Consider the following 13,779-nt stretch of genomic DNA (forward strand, 5'->3'; position numbering starts at 1 on the left):
CAGTCGGTGAGGGCAGTGCTCAGGGCGAGTGATCAGACAGCATGGCAGGGGTCGCGTCGTGGCGCGAATCACCTGATCCACTGCTCACTCCGCCCCTACCTGCCGGTAGATTCAGAGCCTCTTGAACGATCAAGTCTGAAACTTGTTCTAGATTAGCGTCCCGGCGTAACCTCGCGGGAAAATGCAGGGAGAAGGGGGCCCAGAGTGACCGCTGAGGCCAGGCGGGCGGGTGCCGACGAGGAACCCGCCGCCGACGGCGAGCGACCGCTCGACATCGCGCTCCTCACCTATAAAGGGAACCCGTTCTGCGGCGGCCAGGGCGTCTACGTACGGCACCTCTCCCGCGAGCTGGCCCGCCTCGGTCACCGTGTCGAGGTGATCGGCTCGCAGCCGTACCCCGTCCTCGACGAGGGCTACCCCCGGCTCAGCCTCACCGAGCTGCCCAGCCTCGATCTGTACCGCTCCCCGGACCCCTTCCGGACGCCCGGGCGGGACGAGTACCGGGACTGGGTCGACGCGCTCGAAGTGGCCACCATGTGGACCGGCGGCTTCCCCGAACCGCTGACCTTCTCGCTCCGCGCCCGCCGCCATCTGCGCGCCCGCGCCGGGGAGTTCGACATCGTCCACGACAACCAGACGCTGGGATACGGCCTGCTGGGGGACGTCGGCGCGCCCCTCGTCACCACCATCCACCACCCCATCACCGTCGACCGGCAGTTGGAGCTGGACGCGGCCGAGGGGCGGAAGCGGCGGTTGTCGGTACGGCGCTGGTACGCCTTCACCCGGATGCAGAAGCGGGTCGCCCGCCGGCTGCCCTCCGTGCTCACCGTCTCCGGCACCTCCCGCCAGGAGATCGTCGACCATCTCGGCGTACGCGAGGACCGCGTCCACGTCGTCCACATCGGCGCCGACACCGACCTCTTCGCGCCGAATCCCGCGGTTCCGCAGGTGCCCGGGCGGATCGTCACCACCTCCAGCGCGGACGTGCCCCTGAAGGGGTTGGTCTTCCTGGTCGAGGCCCTCGCCAAGGTACGGACCGAGCACCCCGCCGCCCACCTCGTCGTCGTCGGCAAGCGGCCCGCCGAGGGGCCCGTCGCACAGGCCATGGAGCGGTACGGCCTCGACGGCGCCGTCGAGTTCGTGAAGGGCATCTCCGACGCCGAACTCGTCGACCTGGTCCGTTCGGCCGAGGTCGCGTGCGTGCCGTCGCTCTACGAGGGTTTCTCGCTGCCCGCCGCCGAGGCCATGGCGACCGGCACCCCGCTGCTCGCCACGACGGGCGGCGCGATTCCCGAGGTCGCCGGACGGGACGGGGAGACCTGCCTGGCCGTGCCGCCGGGCGACGCCGACGCACTGGCCGTCGGCCTGAGCCGCCTCCTCGGCGACCCTCAGCTGCGGGTACGGCTGGGCCGGGCCGGCCGTGAGCGGGTGCTGCGGCACTTCACCTGGGCCCGCGCCGCGGAGGGCACGGTGGCCCGGTACCGCGAGGCGATCGCCGCGTCACCGAAACGAACCGAGACCCGCCCGGCGACTGCGACGGCTGCCCGCCCGGCGGCGACCACGGCTGTCGCCCGCCCGGCGACCACGGCGGTCGTTCGTCCTGGGACCACGGCGGTCGTTCGTCCTGGGACCACGGCGGTCGTTCGTCCTGGGGCCGAGGCTGCTGACCGCCCCGCCACCGCGGCTGCCGACCGCCCCGCCACCGCGGCTGCCGACCGCCCTGCGGCCACGGCGGCCGATGGCCCCGCCACCCCGGCGGCTGGCCGCCCGGCGACCAGGGCCGTCGAACGCCCCGTGGTGTCGGAGGCCCCAGCGGCCGTCTCCCCGGACTTTGTCTCTTCAGAGGTTGTCAATTCCGAAGGCAGGGCTACGTGCTGACCGTCGACTTCTCCAGGTTCCCGCTCGCCCCGGGTGACCGCGTCCTGGACCTCGGCTGCGGGGCCGGACGCCACGCCTTCGAGTGCTACCGGCGCGGCGCCCAGGTCGTGGCCCTCGACCAGAACGCCGAGGAGATCCGCGAGGTCGCCAAGTGGTTCGCGGCGATGGAGGAGGCCGGCGAGGCCCCGGCCGGCGCGACCGCCACCGCCATGGAGGGCGACGCGCTGGCGCTCCCCTTCCCCGACGAGTCCTTCGACGTCGTCATCATCTCCGAGGTCATGGAGCACATCCCCGACGACAAGGGCGTGCTCGCCGAGATGGTGCGCGTGCTCAGGCCCGGCGGGCGGATAGCCGTCACCGTGCCGCGCTACGGCCCCGAGAAGGTCTGCTGGACCCTCTCCGACGCCTACCACGAGGTCGAGGGCGGACACATCCGCATCTACAAGGCCGACGAGCTGGTCGGGAAGATCAAGGAAGCCGGTCTGCGGCCGTACGGCACGCATCACGCGCACGCGCTGCATTCGCCGTACTGGTGGCTGAAGTGCGCGTTCGGCGTCGACAACGACAAGGCGCTGCCGGTACGGGCGTACCACAAGCTGCTCGTCTGGGACATCATGAAGAAGCCGCTGGCCACGCGCGTGGCCGAGCAGGCGCTGAACCCGGTCATGGGCAAGAGCTTCGTCGTCTACGCCACCAAGCCGCACCTGCCCCGGGCCGAGGCCGGGACCGACGCCCCCGCGGACACCGAGGTGGCCGCCAAGTGACCACCCCCCGGACAGAACACCTCGTCCTGCCCGGGGTCCTCACCGCCGAGCAGGCTGCCGCGACCGTCCGCGGCATCCTCGCCGTACAGCGGGAGGACGGCGCGATCCCGTGGTTCCGGGGGCACCACCTGGACCCCTGGGACCACACCGAGGCCGCGATGGCGCTGGACGCGGCCGGGGAGCACACCGCCGCCGAGCGGGCCTACACCTGGCTCGCCGAGCACCAGAACGAGGACGGTTCCTGGTACGCGGCCTACGCCGACGGCGCGTACGACGACGTCACCGACCGCGCCCGCGAGTCCAACTTCGTCGCCTACATCGCCGTGGGAGTCTGGCACCACTACCTCTCCACCGGCGACGACACCTTCCTCGACCGGATGTGGCCCGCCGTCTACGCGGCCGTCGAGTGGGTGCTGCGGTTGCAGCAGCCCGGCGGCGAGATCGGCTGGCGCCGGGAGGACGACGGGACGGCCACCGACGACGCGCTGCTGACCGGGAGTTCGTCGGTCCACCACGCGCTGCGCTGCGCGCTCGCCATCGCCGAGCAGCGGGAAGAGCCGCAGCCGGACTGGGAGTTGGCGGTGGGCGCGCTGCGGCACGCGATACGGCGCCACCCGGAGCGGTTCCTGGACAAGGACCGGTACTCGATGGACTGGTACTACCCGGTGCTGGGCGGGGCGTTGACGGGTGCGGAGGCGGGTGCGCGGATCGAGAAGGACTGGGAGCGGTTCGTCGTACCCGGGTTCGGGGTGCGGTGCGTCGTCCCCAATCCGTGGGTGACGGGCGGGGAGTCGGCCGAACTCGCCCTCGCGCTGTGGGCGGTGGGCGAGTCCGACCGGGCGTTGGAGATCCTGCAGTCCATCCAGCATCTGCGGGACGCGGCGTCGGGGCTGTACTGGACCGGATACGTCTTCGAGGACGACGCGATCTGGCCGCGGGAGCTGACCACGTGGACGGCGGGGTCGCTGTTGCTGGCCGTGGCCGCGCTCGGGGGGCATGACGCCACGTGTGCGGTGTTCGGGGGAGCGCAGCTTCCCAGCGGGCTCGAGGTGGACTGCTGCGCCTGAGGGCCGGGGGCGCGGCGTACGGCGGGTGCGGCGCCGTGGGGGCTGGTCGCGCCCACGCGGCGGAGCCGTATACCGATACAGCCCCGCGCCCCTGCCGGGGCGCGCCCCCGGCGGGCGCTGTTCAGTGGCGGTGCATCCGGTTGGCGATCGCGTGGCCGACGAACAGGTAGACGACCGCCGCGAGGCCGTATCCTGCCACCACCCTCGCCCACGCCTCGTCGAACGTGAACAGGTCGCGTGACCAGCCGGCCAGCCAGCTGGCCGCGTCATGGATGAACTGGACCAGGCTGTTCGCCCGGTTCGCGTCCAGCAGGTACATCAGGATCCACAGGCCCAGGATGAGGGCCATCACATCGGCAACGATCGCCACGACCGTGCCGGCCTGGTTGGGGCCGTTCCGATAAGCAGGGGACATACGGTCCGGGTTGCCGCAGAACGGTCCTTGAAACCTGTACAGGCTTCTCCCCGAGTGGCGAGGTGCGGCCGTCTGGGTGACGCTGCCGGAGGAAGCAATCGCTCGGGGAGGACATCGAGACACACGGGAGGACCCCGTGCCCGTACCGATACGGCGCCTGGTCGTCGCGCTGACCCTCTGCTGCGCACTCGTCGCCGGCGTGACCGCATGCAGCAGCACTCAGAGCAAGTCCACCGACACCGGCATGGCCGCGGCACCCGTGGCCGACACGCCCAGTCCGAGTACGTCCGCCGAGAAACAGAAGTTCGCGAAGACCCGGTTCGTCGCCAACGCGTCACTCGCGGCCGGCGCGACCTACCAGTGGATCGTGAAGCCCTGGAAGGCCGGCAAGTTCAAGAAGGGCGCCCACGGCCGCACCTTCGCCCTGATCAAGGCCGGTCTCGCGGGCACCTTCGCCTACAACCGGCTCCAGGCCGCCAAGCGGAACGCCCAGGGTGACCCGCTGCTGTCCAAGGCCGTCGCGCCGCTCTCGTCGGGCATCGACGCGCTGAAGGACCTGCCGTCCAAGCTCCGCAAGGGCGACGGGAACGCGGCCAGCTCGTTCAACGACGTCATCAACAACGTGAAGGGTGCGGGCAAGAGCGCCGGCGCCCCGGTCACCAACCAGGTGCCTTCGGCGTCTCAACTCACCCACTGAGAAACGCGGTTCGGGAACGGCGCCGGAGTGTCCGAGTGTCGTACGCCCGGTGGGCGGCTCGTCCGCCCGGTGTTCGGCCGGAGTCGACGCTTCTGGCGGAGACTGTTCGAGGCGGTCCCCGATGATCCTGCCCCCGGAGAGGCAGGAGCGCAGGTGTCCGACTCCGGACCCGTCACCGCCGACGAGCCCCGGCTCGGCCTCGGCCGAAGACCCCGGCGCCCTTTCCCGCGCCGGGTCCTGCTCGCCCTTCCGCCGGCCCTCGCCGGCCCGCTCTCTCTGCTGCTGCCCGTGGACGGGCCCCGGCCCCACCAGGGCATCGCCACCGTCGAGGCCGGCGTCTTCGCTGATCTTCCGCTGATCTTTCGCTGACGGGCTAGGAGTTGAGCTCCGCGAGCACCCTCAGGGTGTGCGGGTCGGGTGCCAGCGCCAGCAGATCGGTCACCGGGCCCTTGCGCCACAACTCCAGCCGCTCGGCGATGCGTTCGCGCGGGCCGATCAGCGAGATCTCGTCGGCGAACGCGTCCGGCACCGCCAGCACGGCCTCCTCGCGCCGCCCGGACAGGAACAGTTCCTGGATGCGCCGCGCCTCCTCCTCGTATCCCATGCGTGCCATGAGGTCGGCGTGGAAGTTGCGGGCCGCGTGGCCCATCCCGCCGATGTAGAAGCCGAGCATGGCCTTCACGGGCAGCAGCCCGGCGGCCACGTCGTCGCAGACCTTCACCTGGGCCATGGGGGCGACCAGGAAGCCCTCCGGCAGGTCGGCCACCGCGGGCCCGTACACCTCGGGCCGGCTCGGCGCCCAGTACAGCGGCAGCCACCCGTCGGCGATCCGGGCCGTCTGGGCGACGTTCTTCGGTCCCTCGGCGCCCAGCAGGATCGGCAGATCGGGCCGGAGCGGGTGGGTGATCGGCTTCAGCGGCTTGCCGAGACCGGTGGCGTCAGGACCCCGGTACGGATGGGAGTGGAAGCGCCCTGCCGACTCGACCGGCCCCTCCCGCCGCAGCACCTGCCGTACGACGTCCACGTACTCCCTGGTCGCGGTCAGCGGCGACTTCGGGAACGGGCGGCCGTACCAGCCCTCCACGACCTGCGGCCCGGACAGGCCGAGCCCCAGCATCACCCGTCCCCCGGACAGGTGGTCCAGGGTCAGCGCGTGCATCGCGGTGGTGGTCGGCGAGCGGGCCGCCATCTGGGCAACGGCCGTACCCAGTCTGATGGTTGTCGTCTGTGCGGCGATCCAGGTGAGCGGGGTGAACGCGTCCGAGCCCCAGGACTCCGCCGTCCACACCGAGTGGTACCCGAGCCGCTCCGCCTCCCGCGCCAGCGGCACATGGTCCGGGGAGGGCCCCCGCCCCCAGTATCCGAGCGCCAACCCGAGCCGCATACAAGCCTCCTGACGACACGTCAGACAATCGACGGACGACTGTACGACAACGGCCCCTCGCCCGGAAGGGCGAGGGGCCGAGGTGGTCCTTCGGTGGATCAGCCGCGCTGGATCCCGGAGGTGTCCTGCAGCACGCCACGGCGGCCGTCCTGCGTCTGCGCCACCAGGGCGACACCGCGCTGCTCGACGGCCAAGTACCAGGTGCCAGGGGCCAGTTCGGCGATCGGTGCGGCCGAGCCGTCCTCCGCGAACAGCGGCCGGGCCACCGGGACGGCGAACCAGAACGGCGAGAAGTCGGGTGCCGGGGTGGCCGGCTGCTGCTGCGCGGCGGCCGGGGGCTGCTGCTGGCCGAACGGCTGACCGGGCTGCGGCTGGGCACCGTACGGCTGCTGCGGGGCGGCGGCACCGGGGTAGCCGTAGCCGCCGGAGGGCTGGGCGCCGTAGGGCTGCGGGGCCTGCGGCTTGGGGGCCGGGATCAGGGCCGCCTGGAGGGCCGGCACCAGCGGGGTGGCGATCGCGGCCGCGGCCAGGACCAGCGCCGCGATCAGGCCGAGGATCAGACCGGAACCGGCGCCGATGTCGGCGGTGTTGAGGTCGTCGAACGCGCCCAGCGGGTCGATGGTCGACCAGAACGCGGTCCACAGGGCGAACACGGTGAGACCGACGCCGATCTGGCCCAGGTCGAGACCGACGAACTTCAGCGGCTGCGGCAGCGCGCGGGCGAGGACGATCAGGACCGCGCCGGCGATCCCGCCGACGTACATGCTCATCACCAGGCCGAGGTTGTCCCAGGCGTTCGGGCCGGACTTGTCGAACGTGTTGAGGAACGACGCGATGAAGAGCAACACCGCTGCTCCGATCACCACACCGTCGCCTCTAGTGAGGGAGCGGATATTCACTTCAGGTCCTTCGTAGGTCGTCTCGTCGGCGGAGGAGGCGTCGCGGGGGTGTGCCCCTCGTCGTAGGAATCGTAGGAAGGACACTATCGTCCGAACGATCAGGGTGTCCGCCCGGATCCGCCTGCCGATGCCTACCCGCGCAGGAAACTCACGATTCCCTCAGAGATTCCCTGCGCGGCCTTCTGCCGCCAGGCCCCGCTCGTCAGCAGTGCCGCGTCCTTGCTATCGCGCATGTTGCCGCACTCGATGAACACCTTGGGAACCGTTGACAGATTGAGACCGCCGAGATCCTTACGTACGTCGAGGCCGGTGCCGTTGCCGACGTAGTTGGACGGAGCGCTCCCCGTGACCTTCGCGAAGTCGCTCTCGACGTGCTCGCCGAGGGTGCGCGAGGGGCCGATGATCGGGCGGGTGTCGGCGGTGCCGGAGTGTACGGACGCGGGCAGGATGACATGGAAGCCGCGGTCGCCCTCGGGCGCCCCGTCGGCGTGGATGGAGATGGCCGCGTCGGCGTGCGCGTCGTTCCCGATCTTCGCCCGCTGGTCCACGCACGGTCCCCAGACGGGCCGGTCCCCGTCATGGGTCAGTTTCACCGTGGCGCCCTGCTTCTCCAGCAGCGCCCGCAGCCGGTGCGCGACGTCGAGCGTGAACCGCGCCTCGGAGTAACCGGCGTTGGTGGCGGTCCCCGTCGTGTCGCACTCCTTCCAGTTCGTCCCGATATCCACCTTTTGGTTGATCTCGGACGCGTGCTGGAAGTTGCCCGGGTTGTGCCCCGGGTCGATGACGACGACCTTGCCCTCGAGCGCGGGAGCCGCGCTGGGGCTGGGCACCTTGGCGTCGTCGCCGGGCGACACGGGCGCCGACCTGGGCGTCGCCGCGTCCGTCTCCCCGCCGCCACTCCCGGCGGGCTTCCCCACCCCCTCGAACACCACCCATCCGAGCAGCGCACCGGGTACGAGCGCGGCGAGAGCGACGGTCATGGGCGCCCGCCGGGAGCGCCGCTGCCGCGAGGGATCGAATTCCGGGCCTGTGTACGACACGTCTGCGACTCTAACCGCGCCCTCAGATCCCCGCCCTCGTTCGCCGCAGGACGCGCAGCGAGTCGTGCGCCGAGACCTCCGTGAACGCGCCCGACTCCAGAGCGCGGAGGTAGACACGGTAAGGGGCCTGGCCGGTGAACTCGTCCTTCGGGTCCGGGAAGACGTCGTGGATCAGCAGAAGCCCGCCTTGGGCCACATGGGGGGCCCAGCCCTCGTAGTCGGCGGTGGCGTGCTCGTCGGTGTGGCCGCCGTCGATGAAGACGAACCCGAGGGGCGAGTTCCAGAACGCGGCGATCTGCGGGGAACGGCCGACGACGGCGACCACATGGTCTTCGAGCCCGGCCCGGTGCAGGGTGCGCCGGAACGTCGGCAGCGTGTCCATCAGCCCGAGCTCCGGGTCGACCGTCTCCGGGTCGTGGTAGTCCCAGCCCGGCTGCTGCTCCTCGCTGCCCCGGTGGTGGTCGACGGTGACAGCGGTGACCCCGGTGGCGCGCGCCGCGTCGGCGAGGAGAAGCGTGGAGCGCCCGCAGTACGTCCCGACCTCAAGGAGGGGGAGACCGAGGGCTCCGGCTTCGACGGCGGCCGAGTACAGCGCCAGCCCTTCGTGCAGGGGCATGAACCCCTTGGCCTTCTCGAACGCGGCCAGAGTCTCGGGCTCGGGTGCGGCCACGGCCATGGGGGTCCCTTCGGTCGTACGACGTTCCGGCCACCCATGCTGCCGCACCCCCTGCCGGAGCCCCGACAGGGGGTGCGGCAGGGGGTGCGGCAGGGGGTGCGAATGCGAGGCCCTCGCCCATGAGGGGCGCGGGGCTGTACCCATGTACGGCTGCGCCGCGTGGGGGCGACGAGCCCCCACGCGGCGCAGCCGCCCCACGGCAGACCGCGGCGCCCGCTAGGCGCTCACCGTCTCCCCGGGCAAGGAGAGATCCAGGTCGACCGCCCGGTCGTCCCCCGCGTGCGACGCCGAAGAAGCCAACGGCCCATGCCCGACCGCCTTCGCGGCCAGCACGTACGGGCCCTCGGTCGGCACCGCCAGCGCATACGTACCGTCGTCGCCGGACAGGGTGGCCCCCGCCTGCCGCCCCCGCCGGTCGATCAGCGTGACCTTGGCGCGGGCCACCGGAACGCCCGCGGCGTCCAGCACGCGCCCACGGAAGCCCCGCAGCACTTCCTCGGCGTCGGCCAGCACGGCGTCCTCGTCGCTGCTCGCCCGCAACTGCGTGTGCTGCGCGGCCTCCACCGCCGGCGCGCTGCGCTTCGGCAGCAGCAGGGCGAGGACCAGGCCCACGGCCACCGCACCCGTCGCGATCAGGAAGGAGACCCGGAAGCCGTGCATGGTCGGGATGGCGACGCCGCCCACGTTGTTCGCCGTGTTGGCCAGCACCATGCCGATGACGGCGCTGGACACGGACGTACCGATGGACCGCATCAGGGTGTTGAGACCGTTCGCCGCGCCCGTCTCCGACGCCGGCACCGCGCCGACGATCAGGGCCGGGAGGGACGAGTACGCGAGGCCGATGCCGGCGCCCAGCACCACCGCGATGACCAGGCTCTGCCAGGCCGCGCTCATCAGGCCGAGGCCCGCGCCGTAGCCGATGCCGATGATCATCATGCCGAGGATCAGGGTGGTCTTGGGGCCGTACTTGGCGGACAGCCGGGCGTAGACGGGGGCCGTGAACATCATCGTCAGGCCCAGCGGGGCGACCAGCAGACCGGCGGTGACCATCGACTGGCCGAGGCCGTAGCCGGTGGCCTTCGGGAGCTGGAGCAGCTGCGGCAGGACCAGCGAGACGACGTAGAAGCTGACGCCGACCATGATCGAGGCGAGGTTGGTGAAGAGCACCGCCGGGCGGGCCGTGGTGCGCAGGTCGACCAGCGGAGCCTTGACCCGCAGCTCCATCACGCCCCACAGGAGGAGGACGACGGCGGCGGCGGCGAAGAGACCGAGCGTGGTGCCGGAGGTCCAGCCCCAGTCGCTGCCCTTGGTGATCGGGAGGAGGAAGAGGACCAGGCCGACGGAGAGACCGATCGCGCCCAGGACGTCGAACGTGCCCTCGGCGCGCGCCGGGGACTCCGGTACGGCGAAGAGGGTGAGCAGGATGGCCATGACGCCGAGGCCTGCGGCGCCGTAGAACAGGGCGTGCCAGTCGGCGTGCTGCGCGACCAGGGCCGCGGCGGGCAGCGCGAGGCCGCCGCCGACGCCGATCGAGGAGCTCATCAGGGCCATCGCCGAGGCGAGCTTCTCGCGCGGCAGCATGTCGCGCATCAGGCCGATGCCCAGCGGGATCGCGCCCATGGCGAAGCCCTGCAGGGTGCGGCCGACGATCATCGTGAGCAGTTCGCTGGTGAGTGCGCTGACCAGCGCGCCCACCACCATCACGGAGAGGCTGAATATCAGCATCCGCCGCTTGCCGTACAGGTCGCCGAGGCGGCCCATGATCGGAGTGGCCACGGCGCCGGACAGCAGCGTCGAGGTCAGGACCCAGGTGGCGTTGCTGGGCTCGGTGCCCAGTAGTTGCGGCAGGTCCTTGATCACCGGAACGAGCAGGGTCTGCATCACCGCGACCACGATGCCCGCGAAGGCGAGTACCGGGACCACGGCCCCGCTCGCGCCCCGGGCGGGCTGGTCGGTCGTCGTGTGCGTCATTGAGTGAGGCCTCCGGGCCAAGAGAGTGACGGGAAGTGCGAGAAGAGACGGATCCGGCATCGGATAAGTGGTGGGTAAACCTCGTATGCACAGGCAACTATTCCGTTGCTTCGAGCTGCTAACGAATTCTTGACCGTCCCATGGGTTTCTGATTCACCGTCAGGCTCTGGTCAATGTGTGGAACGTGTTCTACTCTCACGCGCCATGAGTGCCGCCGTGAGTGCCGTGAAGGCGTACGTCGCCGGGGTCGGAATGACCAAGTTCGAGAAGCCCGAGACCCGTGACTGGCAGTACTGGGACATGGTCCGGGAGGCGGGCGGGTCCGCGCTCGCGGACGCGGGGATCTCGTACGGCGACGTGGAACAGGTTCCTGTCGGCTACTGTTTCCAGCCCTCCACCGCCGGCCAGCGCGCCGCCTATGAACTGGGCCTCACCGGCGTCCCCGTCTACAACGTCAACAACAACTGCGCCACCGGCGCCACCGCCCTGATGCTGGCCCGGCAGCTCGTCGAGGGCGGGGCGGCCGACTGCGTCCTCGCCCTCGGCTTCGAGAAGATGAAGAGGGGCGCGCTCGGCGGCGGCGCCGACGGAGGAGACTTCTCGGCCTCTCCCGTCGCCCGGCACTACGGCGTCATGGCCGCCCGGCACGGCTTCGAGATGACCCCGCCCACCGCGCAGATCTTCGGCGACGCGGCCCGCGAGCACATGGAGCGGTACGGCACCACCGAGGCGCAGCTCGCCGCCGTGGCCGCCAAGAACCACCGGCACTCCGCGTACAACCCGTACGCCCAGTTCCAGGACGTGTACGACGTCGCCGGCATCCTCGCCGCCCGCACCGTCCACCGCCCGCTCACCAAACTCCAGTGCTCGCCCACCTCCGACGGCGCGGCGGCGGCCGTGGTCGTCTCGGAACGGTTCGCCGAGCGGCGCGGGCTCACCGGCCTCGTCGAGATCGCCGCGCAGGCGATGACGACGGACACCGAGGAGTCCTTCGCGTCGGGCTCGTGCATCGACGTCGTCGGGCAGCCGATGTCACGGGCGGCGGCCCGGCAGGTGTACGACCGCTCAGGACTCGGCATCGAGGACGTCGACGTCGTGGAACTGCACGACTGCTTCTCCGTCAACGAGCTGCTGACGTACGAGGCGCTCGGCATGTGCCCGGTGGGCGAGTCGGGCAAGCTCGTCGAGTCCGGGGCGACGACGTACGGCGGCCGCTGGGTGGTGAACCCCTCCGGAGGGCTCATCTCCAAAGGGCACCCGCTCGGCGCGACCGGCCTCGCGCAGACCGCCGAACTGGTCTGGCAACTGCGGGGCACGGCGGGGGAGCGGCAGGTGCCGGGCGCGCGGGTGGGGCTCGCGCACAACATCGGGCTGGGCGGGGCGGCGGTGGTGACCATGTTCCGGAAGGCGGCGTAGGCCGTACGGCCGCGAAGGGCGGGGCGCGGGGTGGTGTAGGCCGTACGGCCGCGAAGGGCGGGGCGGTGTAGGCCGTGCGACCGAGGACCAGGTGGGCCGAAAAGCCGATGCAAGGACCGTAACCGGCTTGAGAGCATGACGGTCATGCTCGAAGCCGCGGACACCTCACGAATATCCCGCCGTACCGAGCCCCCCACCTGGCTGGTGGTGGCGCTGGCGTGTGCCGGGCAGTTCCTGGTCGTGCTCGACGTGTCCGTGGTGAACGTGGCGCTGCCGTCGATGCGCGCGGACCTGGGGCTGAGCGCGTCGGGCCTGCAGTGGGTGGTGAACGCGTATGCCATCGCCTTCGCCGGCTTCATGCTGCTCGGCGGCCGGGCCGGTGACCTGTACGGCCGTAAGCGGATGTTCCTGGTCGGGCTCGCTCTGTTCACGCTGGCCTCATTCGGCGGCGGCCTCGCCCAGGACGGCTGGCAGTTGCTGCTCGCCCGCGCGGTGCAGGGGCTGGGTGCGGCGGTGCTTGCGCCCTCGACGCTGACCCTGCTCACGGCCGCCGTGCCGGAGGGCCCGGCCCGGGCGCGGGCGATCGCCACCTGGACGGCGGTCGGTGCCGGCGGCGGCGCGGCCGGCGGGCTGGTCGGCGGGGTGCTGGTGGACGTGCTGTCCTGGCGCTGGGTGCTGCTGATCAACGTGCCGGTGGGCGCGCTGGTCCTCGCCGGATCCGTGGTGTGGCTGACGGAGAGCCGGGCCGGCGACGGACGGCGGCTCGACCTGCCCGGCGCGCTGCTGGTGACCGCGGGCCTGGCGACGCTGGCGTACGGCGTCTCGCAGACCGAGGCCAAGGGGTGGACGGCGGCGGCCACCCTGGTCCCGCTGGTCGCCGGGCTCGCCCTGCTCGGGCTGTTCCTGGCCGTCGAGGCGCGTACGGCGGCCCCGCTGATGCCGCTCGGCCTGCTGGGGCGGCGGACGGTGGCGTCGGCCAACGCGGCCATGCTGGTGTCCGGGTCGGCGATGTTCTGCATGTGGTACTTCATGACGCTCTACGCCCAGAACGTCCTCGGCTACTCCCCGCTGGAGGCGGGCTTCGCCCTGGTGCCCAGCTCGGTCGCGGTGCTCGTCGGCTCCAAGCTGGCGCCCCGGCTGATGCGGCGGGCGGGCGCGCGGCCGGTGGCGGTGACGGGCACGCTGGTCGCGGCGGCCGGGTTCGGCTGGCAGTCGACCATGGGCCCGCACGGCGCCTATACGACGGCGATCATGTTCCCCGGGATCCTGATGATGCTCGGCGCGGGCCTGGCCGCGACCCCGCTGGCCGCGCTGGCCACCTCCGGGGCGGCGCCGGGGGAGGCCGGGCTGCTCTCCGGGCTCGTCAACACCTCGCGCACGATGGGCGGTTCGCTGGGGCTCGCGGTGATGTCGACGGTCGCGGCGGCCCGGACCGGTACGGGCGGCGGGGGCGCGGCCCTGACCGAGGGGTACGCGCTGGCCTTCCGCACCAGCACCGGGCTGCTGCTGGCGGGGGCGGTGCTGATGCTGCTGTGGCTGCCGGGAAGAATTTCGCCGACGCCCGCTGGATGA

13 protein-coding genes are annotated in these 13,779 nt (G+C 71.7%); 7 read left to right on the top strand and 6 right to left on the bottom strand.

Going from position 1 to position 13,779, the window contains the following annotated elements:
* Positions 1–204: 204 nt before the first annotated feature.
* The 3 genes from AB0D59_RS35225 to AB0D59_RS35235 are packed head-to-tail and all read left to right on the top strand — an operon-like array spanning position 205 to position 3,709.
* A complete protein-coding gene (locus tag AB0D59_RS35225) occupies positions 205–1,878 on the top strand; it encodes a glycosyltransferase family 4 protein (protein WP_362574441.1) in 1,674 nt (557 codons plus the stop codon).
* Positions 1,872–2,642, top strand: a complete 771-nt coding sequence (locus AB0D59_RS35230; RefSeq protein WP_362574443.1) for a class I SAM-dependent methyltransferase — start codon at positions 1,872–1,874, stop codon at positions 2,640–2,642. The genes AB0D59_RS35225 and AB0D59_RS35230 overlap by 7 nt, the downstream gene beginning before the upstream one ends.
* Positions 2,639–3,709, top strand: coding sequence for a prenyltransferase/squalene oxidase repeat-containing protein (locus AB0D59_RS35235; RefSeq protein WP_362574445.1), 1,071 nt, complete (start codon positions 2,639–2,641; stop codon positions 3,707–3,709). The genes AB0D59_RS35230 and AB0D59_RS35235 overlap by 4 nt, the downstream gene beginning before the upstream one ends.
* Before the next feature lie 121 nt (positions 3,710–3,830).
* Here AB0D59_RS35235 and AB0D59_RS35240 read toward each other — a convergent pair whose 3' ends face one another.
* Complete coding sequence (locus AB0D59_RS35240) at positions 3,831–4,124, bottom strand: hypothetical protein (RefSeq protein WP_362574447.1); 294 nt, start codon at positions 4,122–4,124, stop codon at positions 3,831–3,833.
* A 136-nt stretch (positions 4,125–4,260) separates the two neighbouring features.
* Between AB0D59_RS35240 and AB0D59_RS35245 the strand changes: the two genes are divergently transcribed.
* Together AB0D59_RS35245 and AB0D59_RS35250 are read left to right on the top strand one after the other, a co-directional pair.
* Positions 4,261–4,821, top strand: coding sequence for a hypothetical protein (locus AB0D59_RS35245; protein ID WP_362574449.1), 561 nt, complete (start codon positions 4,261–4,263; stop codon positions 4,819–4,821).
* Between the two features lie 153 nt (positions 4,822–4,974).
* A complete protein-coding gene (locus AB0D59_RS35250; protein WP_362574451.1) occupies positions 4,975–5,190 on the top strand; it encodes a hypothetical protein in 216 nt (71 codons plus the stop codon).
* A gap of 4 nt (positions 5,191–5,194) precedes the next feature.
* On the opposite strand, the gene AB0D59_RS35255 is transcribed toward AB0D59_RS35250, so the two are convergent.
* The 5 genes from AB0D59_RS35255 to AB0D59_RS35275 all read right to left on the bottom strand — a co-directional run bounded on the left by AB0D59_RS35255 (position 5,195) and on the right by AB0D59_RS35275 (position 10,791).
* A complete protein-coding gene (locus tag AB0D59_RS35255) occupies positions 5,195–6,205 on the bottom strand; it encodes an LLM class F420-dependent oxidoreductase (protein WP_362574453.1) in 1,011 nt (336 codons plus the stop codon).
* 98 nt (positions 6,206–6,303) lie between these two features.
* On the bottom strand, positions 6,304–7,104 hold the full coding sequence (locus AB0D59_RS35260) for a hypothetical protein (protein ID WP_362574454.1): 801 nt from the start codon (positions 7,102–7,104) through the stop codon (positions 6,304–6,306).
* A gap of 131 nt (positions 7,105–7,235) precedes the next feature.
* Positions 7,236–8,144, bottom strand: a complete 909-nt coding sequence (locus tag AB0D59_RS35265) for an N-acetylmuramoyl-L-alanine amidase (RefSeq protein ID WP_362574456.1) — start codon at positions 8,142–8,144, stop codon at positions 7,236–7,238.
* Positions 8,145–8,166: 22 nt separating this feature from the next.
* Positions 8,167–8,820: a class I SAM-dependent methyltransferase gene (locus tag AB0D59_RS35270; RefSeq protein ID WP_362574458.1), complete on the bottom strand. Its 654-nt coding sequence runs from the start codon at positions 8,818–8,820 to the stop codon at positions 8,167–8,169.
* A gap of 216 nt (positions 8,821–9,036) precedes the next feature.
* Positions 9,037–10,791 carry an MFS transporter gene (locus AB0D59_RS35275; RefSeq protein ID WP_362574460.1) on the bottom strand — a complete coding sequence of 585 codons (1,755 nt, stop codon included), beginning with the start codon at positions 10,789–10,791 and terminating at the stop codon, positions 9,037–9,039.
* Between the two features lie 204 nt (positions 10,792–10,995).
* Here AB0D59_RS35275 and AB0D59_RS35280 point away from each other — a divergent pair, with 204 nt between their 5' ends.
* Both AB0D59_RS35280 and AB0D59_RS35285 read left to right on the top strand, forming a co-directional pair.
* Positions 10,996–12,207 (top strand): lipid-transfer protein, encoded by a 1,212-nt coding sequence (locus AB0D59_RS35280; RefSeq protein WP_362574462.1) that lies wholly within the window; start codon positions 10,996–10,998, stop codon positions 12,205–12,207.
* 144 nt (positions 12,208–12,351) lie between these two features.
* Positions 12,352–13,779 (top strand): MFS transporter, encoded by a 1,428-nt coding sequence (locus AB0D59_RS35285; RefSeq protein WP_362574464.1) that lies wholly within the window; start codon positions 12,352–12,354, stop codon positions 13,777–13,779.

The sequence above is a fragment of the Streptomyces sp. NPDC048417 genome (assembly GCF_040651615.1).
Lineage (GTDB): Bacteria > Actinomycetota > Actinomycetes > Streptomycetales > Streptomycetaceae > Streptomyces.